Here is a 25,059-nt window from a genome sequence, read left to right on the forward strand (position 1 = left end):
GCCTCCAACAAACTCGACGCCGTCCTCGCTGCCGGCAAGCGGGCCTACGCCTGGCCGGTCGAGCAGTACGCCGAGGACCTCGCCCCAGACGGCCGAATCATGGAGATCCTGTCCGAGCACAGCTGCCAGGGCTGGCTCCAGGGTTACCTGCAGACCGGGCGGCACGGCCTGTTCCCCACCTATGAGGCGTTCGCCTCCATTGTCGACAGCATGCTCAACCAGTACGGCAAGTGGCTGAAGATGTCCCGCGAGGTGCCGTGGCGGGCTCCGGTCAGCAGCCTGACCTATCTGCTCACCAGCGAGGGCTGGCGCCAAGAGCACAACGGTTACAGCCACCAGGGCCCAGGGTTCATCAACAACCTGCTCACCAAGAAGAACACCGTCACCGGCGTCTACCTCCCACCGGACGCCAACACCCTGCTGGTCACCATGGAACGGCTGCTGGACGAAACCGGCAGGATCAACGTGGTCGTCGCGGGCAAACAGCCCGCGGCCCAGTGGCTGGGACTGGACGACGCCCGCCGCCACTGCGCGGCCGGAGCGTCGGCATGGCGCTGGGCGTCCACCCACGACGGGGAGGACCCCGAGATCGTCCTCGCCTGTGCGGGCGGCATTCCCACAGTCGAGACGCTGGCCGCGGCCGACATGCTGCGCCGCGACCTGCCGGACGCGCGCATCCGCGTCGTCAACATCGTCGACCTGTGCGCGCTCGCCACGCCCGAGCGCCACCCGCACGGCCTGCACGAGGCGGACTTCACCGACCTGTTCGGCCGGCACACACCGGTCGTGCTGGACTTCCACGGCTATCCGTCGGCCGTCCACCAACTGCTGCACGGGCGTCCCGACCCCGGCCGCTTCCACGTTCGCGGCTACATCGAGGAAGGCACCACCACCACACCGTACGACCTGCTGGTCAGCAACGGCACTTCGCGGCACGACCTGGCCGTCACCGCGCTGGGCCATCTGCGCGGCCGCCCGGCCGCCACCGGCGACCTCGCAGAGCGGTACGTCCGCCGCCGCAACGAGCTCCGCAGGGAACTGCGCCGCACCGGCGTCGACCCGGCCACGATCACCGACTGGTCCTGGCGGCAATGACGCGCCCCACCACGCTACGGGGAATAGTCCGGGGCACCGACGGCTATCGAGGCCCCACCGTTGGCCCCGTCCTTGGTGGGAGCAACCGGGCGGCCCGTTCGTAGGAGAGGGCCCATGGTCGGGCTCCTCGCCGTGCCACCCGGACGGGCACGGGCGGCTGCGCCTCGGTAGCCGCGGTGAGTCTCTCCGTGATCTGCGTGACCGTGGCCAAAGGATAGGGCTGAGCCGCTGTGGACTGAGAAAATCAAGAACGACTTGTGGCCCAAGAACCACACGGACTATACGCCGCTGCCCGGCATGTGGCCCAAGAACCACACGGACTATACGCCGCTGCCCGGCATGTGGCCAGACATTCACATGACGCCTGCCCAGGGGGTGCAGGCCCACCTTGACCTGCAGGGAGGCGCTGCGGGCGGGGTGCTGCTGCCGATCCACTGGGGGACGTTCAACCTGGCGCCGCATGCGTGGGCGGAGCCGGGGGAGTGGACGAAGGACGCGGCCGAGGAGGCCGGGCAGACGGCGGCGTTCCCGCGTCCGGGCGAGCCGTTCGAGCCGGCGGGGGAGGTGCCGGGGGGAGGCGTGGTGGCGGGCGGTGTCGGGTCCGATCGCGCACCCGTGGCGGCGTCCGCGGAGTGCTGAGGGTGTGGCCGAGACGAGCAGGGGTGATCTCGACCTCGCGGGGGAGCGGTGAGATCGGTCGGGGACGAGCTGGGGGAGATGCTCTGGATGCTGGGGCGTCTCCCGGCTGAGGCGCGTGACGGTGCGCTCCGGGCCTTGGGTGGGGCGCCTAGGGTGGAGCGCCAAGCTCCTTATCAGCGTTTCAGGCCGTTGCCGTCCTTGGGAGGTCCGTCTCGGGTCGTCGTCCGAGCACGCATCGTGGAGCGCTGAGCAGCGTCTTCCCAATGGGCCCAGCGGAGGTGCTTCTTGCCTACAGATGCTGTTGCAGGCAAAGGGGTTGAAGAGCCACTATTCCTGGCACCGAAGGTGTGCGGTTGTGTGCCCTCGACGGGTGCGGCATGGAACTGGTTCGGCGGAGACACCGAGCCAGGGACGCGGGTGGTCAGAACGAGGTTCGTAGGGCCCACTCCTGGTTGCTTGCGGTGCTGAACATCCACTGGACGATCGCAGTCCCGTCCGTGGTGGAGCTCCCGTAGACGTCCAGGAACTTGCCGCTGTTGCGGTTGATCAGCCTGACGTAGCCGTTGCACGCGGGCGGGGCCGTTGAAGAACATCGTCGCCGCTTTCCGGGTTCAGGGGGGTGGTGGGGAGCCTTATCGGGCAGTCGTTACAGGCCCGCCACCAGGATTAGATGGAAGATCGACGGTTCGGGGTGGTGGAGGAGTGCGACGGCGATCCGTTGTGTGCCCCGGAACTTCAGATAGTCTCCTTGAAGCCTCTGGGAAACCGGCATTGACCAGCGGTGATACAGAATCCACAAAGGCTCGTGAAGATACACCCATGAGGGGTGCCTGTCGCTGTTCTGTGGACGACTGAAGATCGCAGGCCGGCCCGCTACCGAGCACTGACAACCATCTGTGTCCAAACGTCAGAAGACAGCTCCAGTCTGGTCTTTAGGCAGCTAGCATGCTGGGATCTACTGTTCACGAGAGGCGGCGCCGGTTGGCCAGGCATCATCTGCGCTTCGCGCCCAAGATCCTCACGCGTCTAGGTGAAGAACTCGTTCCGCATCCAGACATGGGGATCATGGAGTTGGTACGCAACGCGTACGACGCCGACGCCACTGAGTGCAGCATCGAGTTGGTCGACTCCGGGCGCCCTGGCGGCTCGATCATCGTGTCGGACAACGGACACGGGATGACCGATGCCGAGCTCACCTCCGACTTCCTGCTCATCGGCAGTTCTAGGAAACCTTCGTCGCCGTTCACCCGCAGTGGACGAAGGCGGGTCGGCGAGAAAGGTCTCGGGCGTCTGGCGGCTCTTCGCCTGGGTCGCCGCGTGAAGGTCACGACACGATCCGAGGCGACCCCAGGGGTGCAGTACACCCTGGGCATCGATTGGGACGAACTAGACTCCGCTCGTGCGGTGGAGGATGTAGCGCTCGAACTCCGCGACGTCCCGCCTCACGCCCGCGTGGGAACTCGTATCGAGATACACGATCTCCGGCAAGCGCTGAGCGTCGCCGATGTCGATAGACTGACGCGCTCGCTCACCCTGCTCACGGGCCCCTTTCAGACCGAGTCGACCTTCAAGATCCTCTGGAATCAAACGGCGTTTGGGCACGAGGATCTTACCTCGGCCGTGACGGATGAACATCTGCAGTGGGCCGAGTTCCACCTGTCGGGGCGGCTCAGTGCAGATGGCAGCCAGTCGGCGGAACTCAGGGACCACCACGGGCATCTGATCGGCACCGCAACGGCAGATGACCTTCGGTCCGCGGCGGCAGGAGGCCGACGCCGAACCACCATCGATGTCGGCCAACGTCTCTTCACCAGTGCCCCTGCGGCCAAGTTCGACCTGTGGATGTTCAACCTCAACCCGAGGCATTCGGTCGCCCTGCGTGACTCGATTCAGCCGACACCGGAGATCAAGAACTGGCTCGCAGATGTCGGCGGTGTGCACCTGTATCACCACGGACTGCGCGTCCAGCCCTACGGCGACCCTGACGACGACTGGCTGAGCATCAACGTCCGCCGTGCTGTGCTCTCCGAATTCCGGCCATACACGAACAACTCCGTAGGGGCTCTGGTCGTCAACGACCCAGAAGATCGTCTCCAGCCGAAGACGGACCGTAGCGGTTTCGTCCAGAACGCGGCCTTCGGTGAGCTACGTGAGTTTGCCCGGTCCGCGATCGAGTGGGCATCACAGCGCCGTCGGCAGATTCGTGAAGCCGAACGGCAGGAACAACGCAAGCGTGCGAAGGCGCAGACGGCCGATGCCGAGGCCGAATTCACTGAGGCCAAGAAGGCTCTTGAAGAGCAACTTGCGGACAGCCAGGGCCGTCTGGATGGCAACTTCGACCGTGCATCGGTACAGCGCATTCTGACCACCTCGCAGCTCCTCGCGGACCAGCGTCTGCGAGAGATCAAGGATCTCCACTCCGAGCTGCTCCTCTACCGGGCCCTCGCCACTGTGGGAACGAGTACCGCCGTGTTCGCCCATGAGGCGCAGCAGCCCGCTGATCGCATCCTCCAGGAAGTGCGCACGGTCGACCGAAGGGTGCGTCGGGACCTGGATCCGGCAACCGTCGACGATCGCTACAAGCCGTCTCTGAGCGCCATTACGGACGGGGCCCGCACCTTGCAGATTTTTGCAAAGCTCCCCCTGGAACTCCTTGTCCGCAAGAAGCGCGATCTGACATACGTGGACATCGACGAAGTGTGTCTGGCCACATTGCGGCTGTTTCACAACTTCCTAAGTGACCGCGGCATTCACGTCACCCAGGACCTCGACTGCCACAACCTTCGCGTACGGACCTACGAGGCTGCGGTCGAATCTATTGTCTCCAATCTGCTCGTCAACTCCATCCACGCGCTGACGCGTACGGACGGCGGTTCCGAGCGCAGGATCCATCTCGCGACGCGCTCCTTCGTCGACAAGGACACACCGTGGATTCGCCTCATCGTGGATGACTCGGGCCCAGGGATCCAGGATGCCTCGACCGAAGAGATCTGGGTCCCCGGATTCACGACGCGAGACGGCGGGACAGGCTTGGGACTGACCATTGTCCGTGACACAGTCGGCGACATGCAGGGCCGTCAAGAGGCGGTCAAAAAAGGTCCTTTGGGTGGGGCCCGACTGCTGGTCGAGTTGCCTGCCTCGGCGGCAACCCCCGCCGGGATTACGAACGACGAACGGGAGGAGTGACGATGGCTCCGCATCTTGAGGGTGTCCGCAAGGTCGGCATCGTGGACGATGTGAAGGCCGACGCGGAAGCTCTTGGTCGGCTCTTCGAAGACTTCGACATGCAGGCTCTGATCATGCCGCGGCCGCAGCCCCGCGCCACGGCGGAGGAGTATCTGTCGACGCTCCCCCCTCTAGACGTACTCGTCTGCGACCACCAGCTGAGCAACAGCTGGCCGGTCGCGTTCACGGGAGCGGAGCTCGCCGCACGGGCCAACAGCAGCCCTCACAAGCTCCCGGCTATCGTTATGAGTTCGCATGTAGGCACCCACGAGGCATCCTCCATCCACCGTTGGCGGGCCGATATCCCCGCGGTTGTCCCCAAGCAGGCCGACGAAGAAGAGGTCCTGGGCGCCGTCCGATACGCCCTCGAAGAGGCGGCCGGCAAGTGGTCACGAGAGCGAAGCCGGTTCCGCACCCCGGTCGAGGTTCTCGCCGTGCACCCGGCAGGCGCAACGCCGTATGCCGAGGTGCTGGTCAGCGGCTGGAGTCTGACGCAGGTGGCGCACCTGCCACTCCTACGCTTCGAGGAGGACACCGGGATCCCGGCCGACGTCCTGCTGCCAGGCACCTGGTTACGGGCCGAGGTTAACTGCTACGCCCCTCGGGCTGAAGACCTCTGCTTCGCGCACATTTCCCTGGCCCCCCAACTGTCCGAGGAAGTCAGCGCCCTGTGACCGTTTCTTTTCTCCCCCGTCAGAGCGCCTCTCCTGAGGACGATCTGGCGGTCACGATCCTGGATGTCGGCCATGGCAACTCCGCCATCGTACGCGACGGAAAACGGTGCGCGGTTGTCGACGCAGCGGACGACACCACACACGCCGAACTCGAAAGACTCGGCTGCACGGACCTTGAGGAGGTCATCGTCTCGCACGTCGACAACGATCACATCGCGGGAATGAACAGGCTCCTCCTGGACCCGCAGTGGTCGCTCGGCCGCGTCCGGGTCAACGTCGACGCGTCCAAGGATACTCGGGCGTGGCGGCACCTGCAGGAAACTCTGCAGCTTGTGTCGGACGACAAGCGCATCACAGGCATCCTCCCGGTCTACACGGATACGGGCCTGCCTATCCGGGTGGGCAGGGCGGAGCTCGAAGTGTGTCATCCCCGGTCGCTGATGGCGCTCTCGGGTCCGCGAACGCGCGATGCCCGGTTCGGCACGGTGACAAGCAACACCATGTCCGCCGTCATCCGAATTCATCTCGACGGCGCGGCTGCTGTGCTCCTCGCCAGCGACATCGACGGCGTCGGCTTGAAAGACATCTTGAATCGCCGAAGTCAGCAACTCTGCGCGGATGTTCTCGTCTTCCCGCATCACGGTGGCCTCCCCGGGGCTATGGATCCGGTGGAGTTCGCCTGCTCGCTCACGTCTGCAGTGGACCCGCGCATGGTGATCTTCTCGATGGGGACGAGCGGCCGGACGGCCAATCCACGACCAGAAATCATCGAAGGGGTTCGGGCGGCGGCACCCGACGCACACATCGCCTGCACGCAGCTGTCGGTCCACTGCCACGAGGTGGGTTCCCCGCCGCCATCCGAAGGGCACCTTTCCAAGGCCATGGCCCGTGGCCGCTCCACGAGTCGCTGTTGCGCAGGCAGCATCGTGATCACCCGCACCGAGAACGGCTTCCAGTACGCGCCGCCGCTGCTTCGTCATGGCGAGTTCGTGCTCGCGTTGGCGTCAGGGACGGAGACAGGAACGTTGCCGTTGTGCCGCACGGGAGCGTCGCCGATCTCGAATCCTTCGACTGACAGCAGCGTCAGATAACACTAGGTGGACGCATCCAGCTGTATCTCGGCCCAAACCGCCTTGGTGTAACGGAGCGAGCATCACATGCATCTCGAGCCAGACGATAAGCGTGACCGAGACCGGTAGAAGCGCGATCGCGAGGCCGAGATCCAACTACACCGAAGGACGCTGCATGTTCGCCAGCATGCCGCCCCATCCGCGGATACACCTGAGTATGGGTACTCGTCCTGCACGCCAACTGAGACGACCACTCAGCCATGGGTGATCAAGGCCCGCTCTTCGCTCCCCAGCCTCCCCACATACATCAAGAAGCAACCATGTGAGGCGAGGAGCGACCCCGGCCATTTTCACGAATCGCCATCACCGACAGGAGGTGATCAGACTGCGTGCCATGTCAATGGCGTCGTAGCGGGTTCCAGGGTCCGGGCTGCACAGCTGCTCAGTGAGCAAAGCCGTACGATCTTCGACACGCGCGCCCAGGGCCGTGTGGAAAGCAGTCAGCAAAGGGGTGGCGGCGGCGTGGACGCGCTCGTGGCGTTCGAGGTCGGCGAAGGCGGCCGCGACGTGCCCGGGAACGTTCGGGTCGGGTTCGGGATCGGCCTCGCACGCACACGGACGGGACGGATCCCGGTCTCTGCGCTCCTTGTCCTCCTCGGGCCGGGGCGCGGGGGTGACCTGGCGGAGCAGTTCGATCGCGGTCGGCACCGTCTGGTCGTCGATGGAATCGGGAGCGCAGCGGGCCCGGTGGACGAGCGCCGCCAGACGAGTGTCCGGATCAGTGGTGTCGCTGTCGGCCAACGCATCCAGCCACGCCCGCGCCGACGCAGCGGCCGCAGGCAGACGGATTGCCAGATCGGCCATGGTCCGCACCACCAACAGACGCTCGACGGCACTGCTCTCCTCCACGAGGCGGTCCTGCAGGAGCCCCACCGCCCGTTCGGCATCGTCGAGGAAGAGCCCCAGGCCCTCGATCGGCGCCCGGCGCACCCGCGGGTCGGCGTCACCGGCATAGGCGACGAAGGTGTCGGCGTGCTCGCGCATCAGGTTCGCGGTGTCCGGGTAGATCGTGGACTCTTCACCGTCCTCGCCGCAGACGACGGCGTAGATCTCCTCGGCGTCGATCGCTTCCCGCCCGATGCTGAGCAGCAGCGCGACGACTTCCCCGCGGTCAGGAGTCGCCGGGTCGTCCGCCATCGCGAACAGGAACGGAACACTGGCCACCGCTCCCTTGGTGGAGCGCGGCGCCGTAGAAGTTGCCGAACGCTTCCTCGCGTACGGCAGGGTCGGGCGACGCCATGCCGCGCAGCCACCCCGGCACATTATCGGCCGCCCCGTAGGCGTGCCCCAGGGACGCCCAGTCGGTCCTGTCCAAGTTGTTGATCATGACCGGAACTATGCAGAGCAGCACTGACACTCGGGGCAGAATCGACCCCGGCACCGTCCTGCGGCAGGGGCAGCCTCCCTTCAGCGGCCCTGGAGAGGCGGGGCGCTGGGCGGGATCGCAGGAGGCCGGCTCGTGGTGCGTGGAGGACTGGCAGGCGTACGGGACAGCTGGCTGGAGGAGAGGGTTCAAACGGTCCAGGCGGAGCCGAGTATCAGCGCGGCCTGAACTTCTGGCGGCGGGCTGTATCGCCGAGACGCCTGGGGTGCGGCGCGGGCGGGTGGCGGAGTTTTCAGCCGGGGATCAGGTGGCGGTGATGTCGGCGGGCGGGCTGCTGGGCGGGGTGGTGGTGAAGAAGGCGCGCAGGGGGCGATCGATGTGTTCTTCGCGGCCGGTGCCCTGGGCGGCAGCATCGAGTAGGGGCGCGAGGTCGTGGGTGTCGGAAGGGGTCAGGACGAGCCAGCGCAGGATGATCTGCCGGGTCAGGAGTCTTAGAGCCCGCAGCTCTTCCAGTTTCTCCTGCTCTGTCTGGTTTTTGATCACGTCGCCATGCACATACGTGGATCGGGCCTTGTAAGCGCGGTGGACGATGTCCCCAACCGCTTTCTGGCGTTCGGGGGTGAGGAACAGGGCGGACGCGCGGGAGCGGATGTTGTTGGCGATGCCTTCGCGGTCGTCCTTTGGGCTGATCAGCAGGGCTTCCAGGGCGATGACGTAGTCGAGGTGCAGTTCGTCGGCCTCCACCTCCCAGACGGTGTCGTCGGTGTAGGTGCGCTGGTAGGCGGCCAGGAGATGGCGGGCGGCGCGTTCGAGGCGCCGGGCGCGCCGGTTGAGGATGCGTAGCCGGTGGGATGCGCCTGCCATGACCGCGTCGATCTTCGAGGAGATCGCGGTGCAGAAGACGGTCAGGGCCGGAAGGTCTTTCTCTGGGACGTGGAAGTCGCCGGTGTCGCGAACCTCGGACTCCTGCTCTTTCCCGTACGGGACTGAATAGATCTTGATGGTGGTCGGTACGTCTTTGGGGTTCAGGTCGAAGCGGCGTCCGCGCGCGACGGTGAAAACCGAATCTACACGCAGGAGTTCGCTGTCCCACAGGATCATGGGCAGGAGGGCTTGCCAGTGCTGGGCCCCCGCGCGCGGACCGGTGAGGTCGAACCAGGTCGGCCGGCGGGTGACCTTGCGGCCGGGGTCGGGGACATGGAGGAAGGGTGCGTCGGTGATCAGGCCGAGGTCGAGGCTGCGGGACCACAGGCCGTGGAGCGCCGGCATCGGGACCGCCTGGCGCAGCTCGTCTAGGGTGAAGGTCTGCAGGGTGTACTGGCCCAGCTGGATGCGCGTTTTGCGGGGGAGGTCGGCGTTGAGGAGCAGCCATCGTTCGGGGACCGGTGCCGGGCCGGTGCAGAAGGCGACGAAACTGTCGGCGACCTCGAAGAGGGGCACGTCCGCGTCCTGGGCGATCAGGCGTGTCGCCTCGCCCAGGCCCGACTCCCCCAGCAGGGCCGAAAAGCTCGGGATCCAGTCCCCGTCGACCTTGTCGTAGAGGTCGGGGTGCTCGTCCCTGTGCGCCGCAGCAGCAACCGCATCTTCCAGCAGGTCCCACTGCGGCAGGGCCGCCAGGGCGACATCGGTGATGGCCTGGGGTGTCGGCTGCAGGGTGCGGGCGTGCTCGAGCCACGACAGCACGGCTTCGCGCAGAGGGAGAGTCTCGTTCATACGGCCCGAAACTAGCCGCCCGCCCTGCCCACGGGCAGCGGTTTTCCCACATCGAGCTCGGCAGGAGACGTGGTGGGGGCGCGGGGCCTACGGGGTGCAGGTGGCCGGACCCAAAAAGCGCAGGGCGCTGCGCTCTGAGGGCTTCACACTGGCGGGCATGCCTATGGAACCGGCCGACCTGCCGATCGTCGATGTGGATGTCCACCTGGCCTGATCGACTCGCCGACCTTGTCGGCGGGCTCGCCCACGACGCCCGCCGCTCAGGCCACGCTCCGGAGTACTACCAGGACCTCGACCTCCTGTCGTTCGAGGACGTTGTCCTCGCCGAGCTCGAAGGGCACCTCGTCCGGGCCCGCCACCACACCCGTCTGCTGGACCACGAGAAGGCCGCGATCCGCGCCCAGGATCTTCGGCTGCTCAACGCCCAGCTCGTCAACGAGCAGGAAGTCGGCCAGCTTGGTCAGGCTCCAGGTCGAGAACGGCAGACCGTGCTCGGCCGGCGTGGACTTGGCGATCTTCTTGATCTCGCGCCGCTCGGGCAGGGTGAACGTCCTGGGTTGCCTGCCTTCGTACTTCGGGTAGAGGGAGTCGAAGCCGTCGGCGTTGAAGTTGTGGATCACATCCCGGACCCGGTCCGCGCTGGTGAACGTCACTTCGGCGATCTTCGCCACGGCATGCCCTGCGCGGACAGCAGCACCATCTGCGCCCGCCGCCAGGTCACCACCGACCCGCTGCCCCGGCGGATGATCCGCAGCAGGCGCTGCCCCTCGTCGTCATCGATCTCGCGGACACGTACTCGCTCAGCCACCAGCACGGCTTCCCTGCCGCGTGCTGCCGGCGAGCGTCATTCCGTCGGCGTGCCGATCCGCAGCCGGTTGCCGTCAGGGTCGCGCAGCTCGACCTCACGCGCCCACGGAGCATCCTTCGTCTGCACACCGAACTCGGAGGCGATGGCCTCGACATCACGAACGCGGAGGTAGACCAACGTGTCGGGGCGGGCATCGCCCTTGTGCTCCGACAAGAACAACCGCACCCCGCCCCGGGCGACCTCGACGAACGCGGGAAGTCCCGGTTCGAAGCGGTGTTCCCACTGCTTGGCGAAGCCCAACCGCTCGTACCAAGCGACCGCCGCCGCAGCGTCCTCGACGCGAAGAATGGGAATCACTTCTTCGTCCATGGAGACATCGTCGCAGACCGCCCAGAGCGAACGTTGCTTGATGCGGCAACTAGTTGCCAACCAAGTTGCGGTCGAAGAAACGAGCTGGACCGGGGGATGCGGTTGAGTCGCTGTGGGCTGAAAGAATCAAGAACGACTTCTGGCCGGACATCCACATGACCCCGGAGGAGGGCGTCCGGGCGCACCTCGATGTGCAGGGCCCGGGCGGGGAGCGCGGGGTGCTGCTGCCGATCCACTGGGGCACGTTCAACCTGGCTCCGCACCCGTGGGCGGAGCCGGGGGAGTGGACGAAGGACGCCGCGGAGGAGGCCGGGCAGGCGGTGGCGTTCCCCCGGCCCGGCGAACCGTTCGAGCCCGCGGGGGAGCTGCCAGTCGAGCCGTGGTGGCGGGCGGTGTCCGGTCCGATCGCGCACCCCTGGCGGCGTCCCCGGGGTGCTGAAGGTGTGGATGAGACAAGCAGGGGTGATCTCGACCTCGCGGGTGAGCGGTGAGGGCAGTCGGGGACGAGATTGGGGAGATGGTGCGGATGCTGGAGCGTCTCCCTGCTGACGAGCAGGATCGTTCGCTGCGAGCCTTGGACGGAGCGCCACCGACAGGGGAACGAGACCTCGACAAGGCCGTGGGCCATCTGCGAGGGCGCCCGGCAGCCACCGGACCTCGCGGAGCGGTACGTCCGCCACCGCGAGGAGCCCCGCAGAGAACTGCGCCGCACCGGCGTCGACCCGGCCACGATCACTGACTGGACCTGGCGGCAATGACGCACCCACCGCGCTACCGGGAATAGTCCGGGCGCCGACGGCTTTCGCGGGCCGGTCCCACCACCGGTCCCGCCCCGAGTGGTCCGTCCGTGGGCGGGGGCCCATGGTCGGGGTCCCCGCCGTGCCCGCCCGGGCGGGCACTGGCGGGTGCGGGAGATGACGCCTCGGCGCTGCGCCAGCCGCGGGGCACCGGCCTGGGGCTCGGAGGGGAGCGGGACGGCCGTCGGGAAGGCTCAGTCGCCGGACGTCCGCCCCCGGCGCACCTGGGGAGACTTCGCGGCCTCGGCCTCCGCCTTGGCGTCGTTCACCGCGGCGGCGGCCTCCTTCTCGGCCTCGCCGGCAGCCGTGGCGGCGTCGAGGGGAACCGTCGAGCCCGCGTCGAGCCGCGCCATTCGGGGAGTGACCGGCGTGTCGCCATCGTCGGCGGTGGCGGCTTCCCCGGTCTGCACGGACTCGGCTGGGCCTGCTGCCGAGTCGTCACCGAACGCGCGGGTGACGGTCCGCACCGCCTCGGTCAGCTCGCCCGGGATCACCCAGAACGTGTTGTTGTCGCTGCCTGCCAGGTGCGGGAGTGTCTCCAGGTACTTGTAGGCCAGGACCTTCGGGTCGGCGATTGAGGGTTCTGAGCAGCAGGTGGCCGGTGATCCGGTGGAACTGGCCAGACCGGCGATGCCGTTCGCGGCGCCGGAGCGTGGCCGTTCGCGCGCCGGATGTGCACCCTGCGCTTGTGCGTGCGCCCCTGCGGCGGCGCTTTAACGGCTACAGACTGTCCCGACCACAGGCGTGCTCCGGTACACCGGTGACGAGGGGGATGCCCGATTCGGTGCGGATCATGCGTCGGACATCTTCCCGGGGACGGCATCCGCCGGGTATGGGGCACGGGCACCCGCCAGTCGTGGATATCCGGCCATGCGACGAAGGGAAACACAGATGTACAGACGATTACCGTCAGGAAGAGATGCGACAGGAAGCGGGTCGTGCGGACGCGCACTGCACGGCACGGGTTTCATAGCCGTCCTGGCCCTGGCCATGGGAGCGGTTCTCACTGGCCCGGCCAGCGTTGTCCAGGCGCGGGAGATGGCGCCGGGCAGTCCCGGCATCCCGCAAGCGCCCGCTGTGGTGTTCGAAGAGGACTTCGAGTACGAGCAGGACGCCGTCCCTCGGCTGATCACCGATTACACCGGAGGACCCCCGCTTTCCCAGTCGTACACCGCCGATCCAGCGTGGCTGACCGGATGCAACGGGTGGATCGTCTCTCCCCTCAATCCCGACAGCGGCCCGCCCGGCAGCGGTTGCGGCCCGTACTGGGGACCGCTGGAATCCATGGCAAGCGCACTTGGACAGTGGTCCGGTGATGACCCGGCCACCAACCACGCCGTCGCCGCCTATACCGAGGGCAATCCGGGGGCCGGCAAGGTCGAGCTGGAGACGGTGAAGCCCATCCCGCTCGAGGGGGAGAACCGGTTCCTGACCTTCTCGGTCGACGCGGCCGCGCGCAACTGCTTCGCCGCTCACCCGCTGCTGGAGTTCTACCTGCTCGACGGCGGCACCGCGATCGAGACGTTCACCACGCCGATCAACCCTTGCACCGATCCGGACCAAGTCGTCAACGGCACCTCGGTAGGCACCTACGCCGGCAACAACGCCGTGCTGTTCTCCGGTCCCTCAGCCGGTATCCGGCTGATCAACGCACAGGCCAGCGGCATAGGCAACGACGGCGCCTTCGACAACGTCCGGCTCCTGGACGCCACCCCCCAGCTCGACATCGCCTTCAGCCCCACATCCCTGCCTGCCGGAGCGGACAGCACCCTCACCCTTACCGTCACCAACACCAGCGAGAAGGCAGCCAAGAACGGCTGGTCGTTCACCGAGCAACTGCCCCCCGGCCTGACCGTGTCCGACCCGTCCACCGCCACGACCACCTGTGGTGCCGGCACCGTCACCATCTCCCCGGACAACGACAGGCTCACCGCCGCCGGGAACCTCGCGGACGGGCAGGACGCCTGCACCGTCCAGGTCGAAGTGACCTCGGCGCGCGGCGCCTCGTACACCCTGTGCGCGGCGGCCACCACCGAGCGTGTCGGTGTCGAAGCGCCGGGCTGCGCCACCGTCACCTTTGGTTCCCTGCTGATGGACGCGCACGCTTACAGCGCCGAGGTCGACGCTGTCATCGACGCGGTGCCGCCCATCGCGCCGTCCGACGTCACCTGCACGCAGGAACCGGGGACCGACGACGCCGATCTGCTCAATGCCTCGCTGGGCTCCCTCGGTTCCCTGGGAGTCATCCAGACATCGGCAGAGGGGACTGTCGGCACGAACGGTGCCCGCACCGCCACGGCTAAAGCCACAACCGCGCAGGTGAACCTGCTGGGCGGGACGATCTCCGCGAAGGAGATCACCGCCACCGCCACTGCCACCGGCAGTGTGACGCCTGACGGCATCGGGCCGGTGTCCACGAGCGGCAGCTCCGTCCTGACCGACACGAAGGTGGCCGGCATCACGGTCACAGCGCATCCCGCCCCGAACACCGGCATCACCATCCCTCTCGTCGGCTCCGTGACCCTCAACGAGCAGAGGCCGTACGGCAACGGCAAGGGCATCGTCGTCAACGCCCTGCACGTCAAACTGCTGACCGGTGTACACATCATCGTCAGCGGCACCAGGGCCTCACTCACTCCCACGCCGGGCCCCTGTCCCAACCCCTGACGCGACTGAGCACCAGCAGCACGTCCTGCTGTGCCGGACCGCCGGCCGGCACGGCAGGACACCTGGGGTGCGGGAGGGGAACCGCGGCAACGAAGTGAGAGGGAGCGCCAGTCGGCACCGGTGCGCCGGACGAGCGCGAGTGTGCCCGGATAGGCACGGGCAGTCTCCGGCCAGGCGTGGAGGCCGGGCCCGCACGGCAGCCTCCGAAGGCAGGGAACCGGCGTCCGGGTTCCATGTTCCCCGGCTCCGGGATCCCGCGCGCTTCGCGTACCCCAGGACGGAACTGGCGCGCCAGGGCGCGGGTCGGGCACGAAGGCGCTCAGGACGACGCGGCGGGAGCGTCGGCGCCTGTGCTGACCTACGCTGATGTTCGATGCGGCTTGTCATGACATCTTTCCGATGGCGCATCATGTGGAGTGGGTGGCGATCCTCGAACACGCCGCGAAGGACTCCAACCTGAGGTTTCTTATGTGGGCATGATGTGCGCTATGGGCTTTACGGGCGGAATCTTGACGGTCGAATGACGCTGGCCGAGGCATCTTGACGCTCGTTTTGATGTGTCATCAGGTGTACCCCCGGATCGCGAAGCCCCCGCATCCGCCGAGACCAGGCCGGCAGGGTTGCGGGCGCTCATCTCGGAGCGGGGCCACCCCGCGCGGGGACCACGATGGCCGAGGGGCGGACTGACCTGGATCTCCACCGCCCAGCGGGTCCACCGCCGCACACTCGCCGTCCCGCGCGAGGACCTGCGCCGCGGCACACCCGTGGTCGGCCTCGAACCGAGCTGTACGGCCGTCTTCCGCTCCGACGCCCCGGAACTGCTGCCCAAGGACCCGTTGATGTGCCCGAGCTACCGGGCCACCCGTGAGGAGGAGCACCACCCGGGGCCGCGCCCGGCTGCTGTTCGAGATGGTCCGCAACGACTCACCGGTCCCAGCAGCCCGGCCGGCCCGCAGGCGGAGCGGATGCGCTCGAACCACCGCATCGCCTCGACCTCCAGCCCCTGCGCGTGAGCGGCCAGTGCCATCGTGAAGCCGCAGAGCAGGAACCGTGCCCTCCGCGTCGCCGAGCGGCCCGCCCCCCTGACGGAACCGGTAGACGTAGCCGTCCTCCGCCAGCAGGCGCACCACCTCGGAGCGGGTGAGGGCGAGGCTGGGGTCGGTGCGGGACACGGCTCCCCGTGCCAGGCAGCGCCGCCTCCGGGCCGGGGTCGTCGTCGGCGCGCTGCCAGTGCCCGTCCGGATGCAGGCAGCGCGCCCGGGTCTCCTCCAGGACACGGTCCGCCAGCCGGGCCCAGTCCGCGGAGGCGGGCGTGCGCAGCGTCTGGGACAGCTCCCGCAGCCCCACGACGCGGCACAGCCGGGAGTGCGTCCACCAGCGGTCGTCCAGCTCCCACAGCCCCGCGTCCGGCCGAGCCCACCGCTCGGCCACGGCCCGCACGGCCACGGTGGAGGGCGCGCGAGGCTCGGGAATCCAGGGCGCCGTGGCGGGCGGCCGCGGCGAACAACTGCGGCGCCTCACCGAACACGTCGAGCTGGAACTGCCTGCCGGCACGGTTGCCCGTCCTGTCGCCGCCGTCCGGATAGCCGACGAACGGCAGGCCCCCGACCTTCCCGGAGAACTTCGCGTAGCCGACGGCCTGGAACGCGGCCATCTCCTCGTGCCGCGCCTGGACGAACTTCGGCTGGTTCCCGGCCCGGCCCCAGGCCGCCAGCAGTCCGTTGATGCCGTCGCCGGCATAGGCGAACACGTGGTCGACGCCCCAGTCACGCAGTCGCTGGAGGATGTAGCCGGGCACCTTGGTGCTGGCCATGGAAGCTCCGTTTCTGAATCTGCGTAGGTGCCGGCGGTCCTGGGCATCCCTGTCCGGTCTGACCGCGGAGGCGGCCGGGGCGTGACGGCCTTCCATGGGTAACCGTGCAGGTCCGGGGGAAACGTCGCATCCCGGGGCCGCTCCGTCGGCTCAGCGCAGCCCGTGAACAGGGTGCGGACCTCGGCCTCGCGGCAGCGGCGGTGCCCGCCGTGCGTACGCCAGTGTGGCCGCGTCGGACGGCATCCGGCCGCACGGAAGGCTCGGCGCTCCTGGCCCGGAGCTGCGGCGCGGGTGTGGGGCCTTCACCCTGAACGGGGGAGAACCGAAGCCGGGGGGTGCGGTGAGGAAGAAGGATGTGGTGCCGTGTGCGGGACGACGAGCGGAAAGAGACCTGGGACGAGTTCCGTGATCTGGTGAACATGTCGCCGGCCGCGCTGGAGAAGTGGCTGGCCTCCGAGGAGTCGCAGAGCGCCGGACAGCACAAGGACGGCGGCGAGTCCACCGGACATGCCTCCGGCCGGCGCATCCTCGCCATCCTGCGGACCAAGAAGGGTGACCTCTCGGACGACGACTACGAGCACATGCGGAAGGTCGTCGGCTACATCCGCCGGCACCTCGCTCAGCGGCCCTCGGGCGACGTCCGGGACACCCGGTGGCGGTATTCGCTGATGAACTGGGGCCACGACCCGCTGGGCTGAACCGGAACACCTGAAGCGGCCGCCCCTGCGGACAGGAGGGGCGGCGCAGGCGGTGACCTGCCACTCGCAGGTGATCAAGGGCCGTGCCGGGGTAGGCGGGCCCCCATCGAAGCCGCCGGGATCGTGCTGGCGGGCAGCGGCGGTGGACCGTCGTCCCGTACGGCACGGGCGGGGCGTTCCACGGCGTCACGACGGGAGGGAGCGGCCGGTGACGATCGGCGATGCCGTGTTCGCGTGGCTGGGGGCGGGCGCGTTGCTCGCGGCGGTGCTGCCGCGGGTGGTGGCGGGCCGGCCGTTGTCGCTGCCGCTGGTCTTCCTGGTGGGCGGGGTGGCGGTGTACCTGCTTCCACTGCCGCTGCCCGAGATCGATCCGATGGACGACCGGCTGATGGCGGAGCACATCGCGGAGCTCTGCGTGATCATCGCGCTGATGGGCGCCGGGCTGGCACTCAACCGGCCCGTGGGGCGGCGCCGATGGGCCACGACATGGCGGCTGCTGGGCGTCACGATGCCGCTGACCGTCGTGTTCACCGCCCTGACGGCCTGGTGGCTGCTGGACTGGCCGCCCGCCGCCGCGCTGCTGCTGGCCGCCGTCCTCGCGCCGACCGACCCGGTGCTCGCCTCGGAGGTACGGGTGGGGGAGCCGACCGAGGACGAGCACGACGAGGACGAGGTGCGGTTCGCCCTCACCAGCGAAGCGGGCCTGAACGACGGCCTGGCCTTCCCGCTGACCTATGCGGCGGTCGCGCTGGCGGCCGCGGCGGGCGGCGGCTGGTCGGCCGGCTGGATCGGCGGATGGGCGCTGGAGGAGGTCGCCGCCAAGTGCGCGATCGGTCTGCTGAGCGGATGGCTGGTCGGGCGGCTGCTGGGCTGGCTGTTCTTCCGGCCCCGCTCCGCGGCGCTGCGGCTGTCCGAACACCGGGAGGGCTTCGTCGCACTGGGTGCCACCTTCCTGGCGTACGGGGTGACGGAGATGCTTCAGGGGTACGGCTTCTTCGCGGTGTTCGTCACCGCCTGCTCGATCCGGGCGGCGGAGCGCGCTCACGGCTTCCACAACGTCCTGCACGACTTCGTCGAACAGGTCGAGCGTCTGTTCACCGCGGTCGTGCTCTTCCTGCTCGGCGCCTTCATCGCACTGGGCGGTCTCGCCGCGCTGACCTGGCAGGGAGCTCTCACCGGGCTGATGCTGCTGTGCGTGATCCGACCGCTGTCCGGGTGGGCCGGCCTCCTCGGCACGCGCATGCGGCGCAGCGAGCGCTGGGTGGCCGCGGCCTACGGCATCCGCGGCATCGGCTCGCTCTACTACCTCGCCTACGCCCTGGGACAGCACACCTTCCCCGTACCGGCGCGAGAGCTGTGGGCGGTCGTGACGTTCACCGTGCTCGCCTCCGTCGTCCTGCACGGTGTCACCGCCGGACCGGTCGTGTCCCGTCTCGACCGGCTGCGCGGCACCGCGCCCGCGCACCCGGAGAGTTGACACCGGCGCGGTCAGGGGTCCGTCGGCGTCGCCCAGCGGGTTCGGGCGAAGTGTTCGGCGATGGCCATGGTGGTGAGGTTGGTGTTGGCCGCGGGCAGGTCCGGCATGACGGAGGCGTCGACGACGTACAGGCCCGCCACACCGTGCACGGCGCCCTCCGCCGAGACGACCGATCGCGGATCCTCGGGCGGGCCCATACGGCAGGTGCCGGCGGCGTGCTGGTAGCCGCTGACCGTGCGGCGCAGCACCTCGGTCAGCTGCGTTTCGGTGGTGACGGCGGGGCCGGGGGAGCGCTCTTCCGCCAGCAGTTCCTTCAAGGGCGAGGTACGCGCGAGGCGCCGGGCGTGCCGCAGGCCCGCAACCAGGCGGGGAGGGTCGCGCGGATCGCGGAGGAAGCCCACGTCGATGAGTGGCGCGTCGTGGGGGTCGGCCGAGGACAGCAGCAGGCGTCCCCGGGAACAGGGCCGCATGAGGGCGACCCAGAGCGTGACCGCGCCGCCGTGCTCGTCCTCCTCCGGTCCCTGCGGGAAGATGTGCAGGTTCGCCCTGTCTTCCCCGGGAGTCGAACGGCAGGTGAGGAAGGTCTGGAGGACAGGCTCCCGTGGACCGGGCGGGACGAGGGCCGTGCCGAAGGCCAGGGTGACCGCCGGGTGGTCCTGGAGGTTGCCTCCCACTCCGGGAAGGTCGGCGAGTACGGGGATGCCCAAGGCGCGCAGGTGCCGCGCGGGTCCGATGCCGGAGCGCATCAGAATGGGCGGGCTGCCGTAGGCCCCGGCGGCGAGCACCACCTCCCGGGCGCGCAGTTCCGTCCCCGCGGCGTCGGCGAGCAGCACTCCCGTGGCACGGCCGTTGTGTACGGTGACCCGGTCCACGAGGACCCCGCCGCGCACGGTGAGGTTCTCACGATCGCGAGCCGGGGCCAGGTAGGTCAGCGCGGTGCTCTGCCGCACGCCGTCGACGCGGTTGACCGGCACCGGTCCCGCGCCGATGGCTCCGGGTGCGTTGTGGTCGTCGATGAGGGGATGTCCCAGTGCCGCGCACGCGCCGAGGAAGGCGCGTTGCGGCGCGTTCAGTTCGCCCGGGCGGTGACGTCGTACGGGTACCGGTCCGCGGGTGCCGTGCCAGGCATTGGCGAAGTCGAGATCGTGCTCCACACGGCAGAAGTCGGGCAGGAGGCCGGCGAAGGACCACCCGGTGTTGCCCGCGGCCGCCCAGCGGTCGTAGTCCTCGGGCTGTCCGCGCAACGCGATGCCCGAGTTGATCGCCGAGGAACCGCCCACCAGCCTGCCGCGCGGGAGCGGTACGGGGCGGCCGAGCGCACCGGGCACACTCTCGAAGCCCCAGTCGTGACTGTGTGCGGCAGCCGGACTGTGGGCGACGTCGTCCGGCTGGCCGCCGACCGTGCTCCCGTAGTCGGGCCCGGCTTCCAGCAGCAGGACCGAACGCGAACGGTCCTCGGACAGACGGGCCGCCAGGACACCTCCGGCGGATCCGGCACCTACGATGATGACGTCCCACTCGTTCACCGCGCTCACTTCCTCGTCGGGCCGTCCGACGGCTTCCGCAGGAGGATGTCCGCAGTCCGGCCCTCGAACGCGTGCGTGGAAGCGAAAGCGACCGGACGGACGACGGAGATCCCTGGTTCAGATGCGGGAAAGGCGCGCTGCCGTTGCGGGCGGCCGCGACGCGTCGTCCGCCGCGTACCGCGGTGCGTTACGCCTCGCGGGTGCCGGAGCGCCGAGCGGCGCGGCGGCGCAGCCCCCACGGCAGCGCGTACCAGCACAGACCGAACCACACCATGACGGCACCGACGAGTACTTCGGCGAAGACGCCGGGGATCACGAACCGGAGGATCAGCAGGAGCGTGCAGCCGATGGTCAGCGCGAGGAGGACCATGCCCCACATCATCAGGCGGCCGGCGGCCTCCACGACCTCGTCCTTCATGCGCTGACCGGACAGGAAGCGGTGGATGGACACGGGCGCTATGAGCGATGCCGTGGCCGCCGCTCCCAGCACCACCGTGGTGACGTAAATTCCGCGGTCCAGCGCCTCCAGCTGTCTGAACGTGGGGGTGAAAACGACGCTGAGCAGGAACCCGAAGAGGATCTGCACGCCCGTCTGGGTGACCCGGGTCTCCTGGAGGATCTCGTTCCAGCGGCGGTTGACCCGCTCACGGGGCGTTTCCGGCACCTCGGCACCTGACCCCGGGCAGCCGCTGTCGTCGCACCCACAGGAGGTCGTCTCCTCCCTCGCCGTCCCGGTCGGCTGTTCCGTCCTCGTCATGCGTCCTCCCGAAGCCCAGGCGGACCGTTTGCCCCGCTCACCGGCTTCCCATACAGGTCATGTGGACCCGGGGCAGCAAGCAGCGAACCGTTCGCGAGGTTCTCCGGCCCCACATGCCAGCCTGCTCGCTTGTCGGCCCCGCACCCCGCCCGCGCGGTGCGCACGTGACCGGGTTCACCGGCCTTTCACCCGGGGCAGACCCGTCATGCTGGGCTCCTGCGGCTGTCGTGCCGGTCGTCCGGCAACTGCTGCGCGGTCAAGCAAACTGGTCGCTTCCACGTTCGCGGTCACCTTGCGGAGGGCCGGCGCCCGCGGAGGCTGCCGCCCGGCATTGGTCCGGCTCAGGGGTCCCTGCGGGCGTGGGTGCCGTGCCAGTCCAGACACAGGACCGTAGCGTCGTCCCGGAGGCGGTTTCCGCATGCCCTGAGGACGGCGCCGACCACAGCGCGCACTGTTTCCCGCGGATGCAGACGGCGGGTGTCGAGCAGGAGAGCAGGAAGGTCGACGGCGTGGGCGGCACGCTCCTGCACGCCGTCGGTGTACAGCAGGAGCCGGTCGCCGGGGCGCACGTCGAGGCTCTGGACCTGGTAGGGCGCGGGAGCGTGTACCCCGAAAGGAAGATCGACCCGCAAGCGAACCTCCTCGACGGTGCCGTCACGCAGACGCAGTGGCCAGGGATGGCCGGCGTTGACCAACTGGGCACGGCCGTCGTCCAAGCCGATGCGCAGCAGCTGGCCGGTGGCCCAGGCGCCTCGACCGTGGTCGAGCATGGCCCGGTCGGTCTGACGTGCCTGTTCCGCCAGGTCGCACCCGGCGCGGCGGGCACCGCGGGAAGCGTTGACCGCGATGGTGGCCAGCAGGGCGGAGTCCACGTCGTGCCCCATGGCGTCGGTGACGGACAGGTGCAGGGTGTCGCGGTCGAGGGAGTAGTCGTAGGTGTCACCGCCGATGTCGTCGGCGGGGGCCAGGGCGCAGGCCAGGGTGAACTGGTCGGCCTCGCAGCAGGACGCGGTCGGCAGGAGCTGGTACTGGATCTCGGCGGCCAGACTCACCGGTGTGGTCCGGCGCCCCCAGTGGTAGAGGTCGGTGAAACGGCGGTCGGTGACGATGACGTATGCCAGCGCGTGCGCGGCCTGCGCGATCTGCGCCAGCGTGCCCTCGCCTACTCGGGGGAGAGCCAGTTCCAGGACTCCGACCACGTCACCGCGGTTGGTGACCGGCGCGATCACCCGCTCGCCCTCCTCGCCGGGTGTCACCATCGGTCTCTGGGTGCGCAGCACCTCGTCATGCACGCTGCCGTCCAACGTGACCCGGTCGGCTTTCCCCTCGCCCTGCGATGCGTCGGTGCCGGTCAGCCGGACAAGTTCCTGCCCGGCCAGGGCCAGGAAGAGGAAAGACACGTCGGTGGCGCCGAACCGGTCACGCAGGTTGCGACTGACCACGTCGATCGACTTCACGGGTGCGGCTTCCTCCGCCGCCGCGAGAACCTCATCCAGTCCGCACCGGCCATCCACCACATCAGCCTCCTTCGCTTCTCTGCCCTTCTCTCCCGCGAACCCCGGGAATCACGACGCGTCGTGGTTCTCGTCCTCGACGGCCAGGCCGCAGGCCGCACCGGACGCACCGCCCTGCGTCGTCTTCGGTGATCGGGACCCATCGGCTGGTCGGTCCCTGGGCAGGCGTTCGGCCGATGGCCTCCACGACCCCGTCCTTCACGCGCTGACGGGCAGGAGCGGCTAATGGAGACGGGTGCTGAGTGCGCACCGGTGACATCGTCACCGCCGATCACCATGCTGTCCATCCGGCCCGGCAGCGACCTGCGCCACCAGCCGTCATTCGCAGTGATCGACGCCCTCACACGGGCTCTCGACAGCGGCTTGTTGTGCCTGGTGACGATGCACATGTCGGTGGCCCGGCGTGACGGCTTCGACCAGGAACGCCGTCAGAACAGCAAGGAGACGGCCATGGCGAGTATTAGTCCGATCGACCTGCCGCAGGCAGTTTTCCGCGACGACTAGCTAGCCGGGCCGCACGCCGGAGCACAGAGGAAGACCATTTATCCGATGGCTGCGGAAGGCACTCGTCCGGCACAGGAGGTGATGATCGTGCCCGAGCCGGGAAGCGAGAAATACGACGTCCGGTGCGTGGCCCTGTTCCCGGACGCACTATGCGACAGGCGATGGAGAAGCCGCGCTCGGCCCGGACGACCTGTGCGACGAGAGCTGACGCCGTCGGCAGGCGGCTCACTCGGCGGAGGTGTGCGCGGGCGTGTACATCGTCTGCCGGGCCGACGCGACGTTACGCGCCCCGTCGGCCGAGAACGTTAGCCACCACGAGCACGGGGCACCGATGCCGGGCGGCGCGTCAGGGCGCGCAGAAGCGGCCGCGGCGGATACTGGGAGGCAGGCGTGGACTCATCGGTGGACCGGTCGCGCAGCCTTGGGGAGGCCCGGACCCCCTACGGGCGGCACGAGCCATGGCCCGCGCGCGTGGACACCCAACTTGGCGGAGGGCGTCGCCCCGGACCAGGTGGAGCGGTGGGTGCAGACCGCGTCGATCCTCCACTCCGACGGGGACGCCATGGACGTCGCCGTCGTGGACGGGCGCGCGGCCGGGCGCAGGACCGCGTCAACCACGGCCGGCTCGGGCCGAAGGACCTCTTCGCCTGGCAGGCCAATGCCTCCTCCGACCGTCTCACCAGGCCGCTCGTCCGGCAACGCGGCCGACTGGTGGAGAGCGACTGGGACACCGCGATGGGGCAGATCGTCGCCCATTCACGGAAGTTACTGGTCGAGCGCGGTCCGGGAACGATCGGCTTCTACACCTCCGGCCAGCTCTTCCTGGAGGAGTACTACACCCTCGCCGTCCTGGCCCGCGCCGGGATCGGCACCAACCACCCGGACGGCAACACCCGCTTGTGCACCTCACCGCCGCCGAGGCGCTGAAGGAGACCTTCGGTTGCGACGGACAACCCGGCTGCTACGACGACATCGACCACGCCGACGTCATCGCGCGGTTCGGGCACAACCTCGCCGAGACCCAGCCCGTGCAGTGGATGCGCGTCCTGGACCGGCTGGCGGGCGGCGATCCGCCACGCCTGGTCTGTGTGGACCCGCAGCCTACCCAGGCGGCTCGCAGGGCGGCCGTCCACCTGACCCCGCGCCTGGGTACGAACCTCGCCCTGCTCCACGCTCTCCTGCACGAGATCATCCGCACCGTTTGTGTGGACCACGACTACATCGCGGCGCACGCGGTCGGCTTCGAGGTCCTCGCCGCCCGGGTGGAGAAGTGCACCCCGGCATGGGCGGCCGAGATCTGTGAGGCGGCAGCGGCATCCAGTGGCCGTGCAACGACCAGGCCCCCGGACGGGACCGAGCGCCTCTACACCGACGGCATCGGCTGGGCGCACCCCGACGTGTGCGAGTCCTACGGCAAGGACCTGGTGACCGGCGCGGCCCAGGAGGTCGTCGAGTACCGCTCCCTCAACCCCGACGGCAAGGCCATGCTCAGGGCGGCCGACTATCTTCCACCGCACGAGCCGCCCGACGAGGAGTATCCGTTCCAGTTGACCACCGGCCGGACCGTCTACCACTTCCACACCCGTACCAAGACCGCCCGAGCACCCCAGCTGAACGCGGCGTCGACGTGCTGCTGGACCAGGTCCGCCCCGACGACAACGACGACGACCTCGCCATGATCGCGCTGCGCACGCCCCGCCCTCACAGGAGCGGTGACGCGACATCCCTCGCCCCCGTATGGCCGGCGAAGAGTTGAGCCGCCGACGGGAGCGCAGACCCGCCGTCCGGCGGCGCTGCAGTGCCGGGGTGCCGAAGTGGAGGCCGGGCTGGTCGGTCGCGTCATGGGCGGGGACGCAGGTCAGCGGTGGCAGGGCAGGCCGGAGAGGGGGTGATCAGCTCGGCGCACAGGCCGCGGCCGCGGGGGCCGTACATAGTCGCTTCGGATTTTCAGCGGGGCGAGCTGACGACGGTGACGACGAGCGGCAGGGCCGGTCGGTTCCGGAGTCGGGTCAGCCGGACACGAATGCGTCTGCGAAGGCCGTCCGGAGCTGTCCGGCTCATTCCAGGGCTCTGCCGTGCAAAGCCCGCCGTGAGCACGCACACGTGCGATCAGGCCGCTGGGCAGGATGGCTCTCTGGACGGTCCGAAACGACGGTCCGGGAACCAGCGGCGACGGTGCGGCGTGTGCGCCGCGGTATCCCGGGGTACCCGCGCGGACCTCGGGGAACGGAGGCCCGTCAGCATGAGCCCGGCACACCAGGATGGTTCGGCATACCGGCGAGCAGCCGATTACGTGGCCGCTGCCCTGATCTACCTGCGCGGCAACGTG

15 protein-coding genes and 7 pseudogenes are annotated in these 25,059 nt (G+C 68.9%); 12 read left to right on the forward strand and 10 right to left on the reverse strand.

Annotated features, from left to right (window positions below):
• A pseudogene (locus AB0L74_RS33675) lies at positions 1 to 1,095 on the forward strand (phosphoketolase); the annotation flags it as partial.
• 342 nt (positions 1,096 to 1,437) lie between these two features.
• Positions 1,438 to 1,786, forward strand: a pseudogene (locus AB0L74_RS33680) (MBL fold metallo-hydrolase); the annotation flags it as partial.
• A gap of 369 nt (positions 1,787 to 2,155) precedes the next feature.
• Here AB0L74_RS33680 and AB0L74_RS33685 read toward each other — a convergent pair.
• Complete coding sequence (locus AB0L74_RS33685) at positions 2,156 to 2,377, reverse strand: RICIN domain-containing protein (RefSeq protein ID WP_365661103.1); 222 nt, start codon at positions 2,375 to 2,377, stop codon at positions 2,156 to 2,158.
• 302 nt (positions 2,378 to 2,679) lie between these two features.
• Between AB0L74_RS33685 and AB0L74_RS33690 the strand changes: the two genes are divergently transcribed.
• From AB0L74_RS33690 to AB0L74_RS33700, 3 genes are read left to right on the forward strand one after another with little or no spacing between them, the layout of a single operon-like run.
• Positions 2,680 to 4,920 (forward strand): ATP-binding protein, encoded by a 2,241-nt coding sequence (locus tag AB0L74_RS33690; protein WP_365661063.1) that lies wholly within the window; start codon positions 2,680 to 2,682, stop codon positions 4,918 to 4,920.
• A 2-nt stretch (positions 4,921 to 4,922) separates the two neighbouring features.
• Positions 4,923 to 5,633, forward strand: a complete 711-nt coding sequence (locus tag AB0L74_RS33695; RefSeq protein ID WP_365661067.1) for a response regulator — start codon at positions 4,923 to 4,925, stop codon at positions 5,631 to 5,633.
• Positions 5,630 to 6,724: an MBL fold metallo-hydrolase gene (locus AB0L74_RS33700; protein WP_365661070.1), complete on the forward strand. Its 1,095-nt coding sequence runs from the start codon at positions 5,630 to 5,632 to the stop codon at positions 6,722 to 6,724. Before AB0L74_RS33695 ends, AB0L74_RS33700 begins: the two co-directional genes overlap by 4 nt.
• 342 nt (positions 6,725 to 7,066) lie before the next feature.
• Here the strand turns inward: AB0L74_RS33700 and AB0L74_RS33705 are convergent, their stop codons facing one another.
• The 4 genes and pseudogenes from AB0L74_RS33705 to AB0L74_RS33720 all read right to left on the reverse strand — a co-directional run bounded on the left by AB0L74_RS33705 (position 7,067) and on the right by AB0L74_RS33720 (position 10,977).
• On the reverse strand, positions 7,067 to 7,927 hold the full coding sequence (locus tag AB0L74_RS33705; RefSeq protein WP_365661073.1) for a hypothetical protein: 861 nt from the start codon (positions 7,925 to 7,927) through the stop codon (positions 7,067 to 7,069).
• A gap of 463 nt (positions 7,928 to 8,390) precedes the next feature.
• A complete protein-coding gene (locus AB0L74_RS33710) occupies positions 8,391 to 9,800 on the reverse strand; it encodes a hypothetical protein (protein ID WP_365661076.1) in 1,410 nt (469 codons plus the stop codon).
• A 383-nt stretch (positions 9,801 to 10,183) separates the two neighbouring features.
• Positions 10,184 to 10,608 (reverse strand): annotated as a pseudogene (locus AB0L74_RS33715) (helix-turn-helix domain-containing protein); the annotation flags it as partial.
• A gap of 36 nt (positions 10,609 to 10,644) precedes the next feature.
• Complete coding sequence (locus AB0L74_RS33720) at positions 10,645 to 10,977, reverse strand: glyoxalase superfamily protein (protein WP_365661079.1); 333 nt, start codon at positions 10,975 to 10,977, stop codon at positions 10,645 to 10,647.
• Between the two features lie 137 nt (positions 10,978 to 11,114).
• Between AB0L74_RS33720 and AB0L74_RS33725 the strand changes: the two are divergent.
• Positions 11,115 to 11,468: pseudogene (locus tag AB0L74_RS33725) on the forward strand (MBL fold metallo-hydrolase); the annotation flags it as partial.
• A 500-nt stretch (positions 11,469 to 11,968) separates the two neighbouring features.
• Here AB0L74_RS33725 and AB0L74_RS33730 read toward each other — a convergent pair.
• Positions 11,969 to 12,346: pseudogene (locus AB0L74_RS33730) on the reverse strand (SPFH/Band 7/PHB domain protein); the annotation flags it as partial.
• Between the two features lie 712 nt (positions 12,347 to 13,058).
• Here AB0L74_RS33730 and AB0L74_RS33735 point away from each other — a divergent pair.
• Both AB0L74_RS33735 and AB0L74_RS33740 read left to right on the forward strand, forming a co-directional pair.
• The gene (locus AB0L74_RS33735) at positions 13,059 to 14,441 is read left to right on the forward strand and encodes a choice-of-anchor P family protein (RefSeq protein WP_365661082.1); all 1,383 of its coding nucleotides are present in this window, start codon (positions 13,059 to 13,061) and stop codon (positions 14,439 to 14,441) included.
• Positions 14,442 to 15,061: 620 nt separating this feature from the next.
• On the forward strand, positions 15,062 to 15,454 hold the full coding sequence (locus tag AB0L74_RS33740) for a hypothetical protein (RefSeq protein WP_365661106.1): 393 nt from the start codon (positions 15,062 to 15,064) through the stop codon (positions 15,452 to 15,454).
• Between the two features lie 590 nt (positions 15,455 to 16,044).
• Here AB0L74_RS33740 and AB0L74_RS33745 read toward each other — a convergent pair.
• Positions 16,045 to 16,254: pseudogene (locus tag AB0L74_RS33745) on the reverse strand (thiamine pyrophosphate-binding protein); the annotation flags it as partial.
• 365 nt (positions 16,255 to 16,619) lie between these two features.
• On the opposite strand from AB0L74_RS33745, the gene AB0L74_RS33750 reads away from it, so the two are divergent.
• Positions 16,620 to 16,952 carry a DUF3140 domain-containing protein gene (locus AB0L74_RS33750; RefSeq protein ID WP_365661085.1) on the forward strand — a complete coding sequence of 111 codons (333 nt, stop codon included), beginning with the start codon at positions 16,620 to 16,622 and terminating at the stop codon, positions 16,950 to 16,952.
• Positions 16,953 to 17,160: 208 nt separating this feature from the next.
• Complete coding sequence (locus tag AB0L74_RS33755; RefSeq protein WP_365661088.1) at positions 17,161 to 18,429, forward strand: cation:proton antiporter; 1,269 nt, start codon at positions 17,161 to 17,163, stop codon at positions 18,427 to 18,429.
• A gap of 11 nt (positions 18,430 to 18,440) precedes the next feature.
• Here the strand turns inward: AB0L74_RS33755 and AB0L74_RS33760 are convergent, their stop codons facing one another.
• The 3 genes from AB0L74_RS33760 to AB0L74_RS33770 form a co-directional block, all read right to left on the reverse strand.
• The gene (locus AB0L74_RS33760) at positions 18,441 to 19,955 is read right to left on the reverse strand and encodes a GMC family oxidoreductase N-terminal domain-containing protein (protein WP_365661091.1); all 1,515 of its coding nucleotides are present in this window, start codon (positions 19,953 to 19,955) and stop codon (positions 18,441 to 18,443) included.
• A 187-nt stretch (positions 19,956 to 20,142) separates the two neighbouring features.
• Positions 20,143 to 20,712, reverse strand: a complete 570-nt coding sequence (locus tag AB0L74_RS33765; RefSeq protein WP_365661094.1) for a DUF6328 family protein — start codon at positions 20,710 to 20,712, stop codon at positions 20,143 to 20,145.
• 341 nt (positions 20,713 to 21,053) lie between these two features.
• The gene (locus tag AB0L74_RS33770) at positions 21,054 to 22,229 is read right to left on the reverse strand and encodes a PP2C family protein-serine/threonine phosphatase (RefSeq protein WP_365661097.1); all 1,176 of its coding nucleotides are present in this window, start codon (positions 22,227 to 22,229) and stop codon (positions 21,054 to 21,056) included.
• A 222-nt stretch (positions 22,230 to 22,451) separates the two neighbouring features.
• Here AB0L74_RS33770 and AB0L74_RS33775 point away from each other — a divergent pair, with 222 nt between their 5' ends.
• A complete protein-coding gene (locus AB0L74_RS33775) occupies positions 22,452 to 22,730 on the forward strand; it encodes a hypothetical protein (protein ID WP_365661100.1) in 279 nt (92 codons plus the stop codon).
• Positions 22,731 to 23,120: 390 nt separating this feature from the next.
• Positions 23,121 to 24,355 (forward strand): annotated as a pseudogene (locus AB0L74_RS33780) (molybdopterin-dependent oxidoreductase); the annotation flags it as partial.
• Positions 24,356 to 25,059: the final 704 nt, after the last annotated feature.

The sequence above is a fragment of the Streptomyces sp. NPDC052020 genome, assembly GCF_040680575.1.
Classification (GTDB): Bacteria; Actinomycetota; Actinomycetes; order Streptomycetales; family Streptomycetaceae; genus Streptomyces.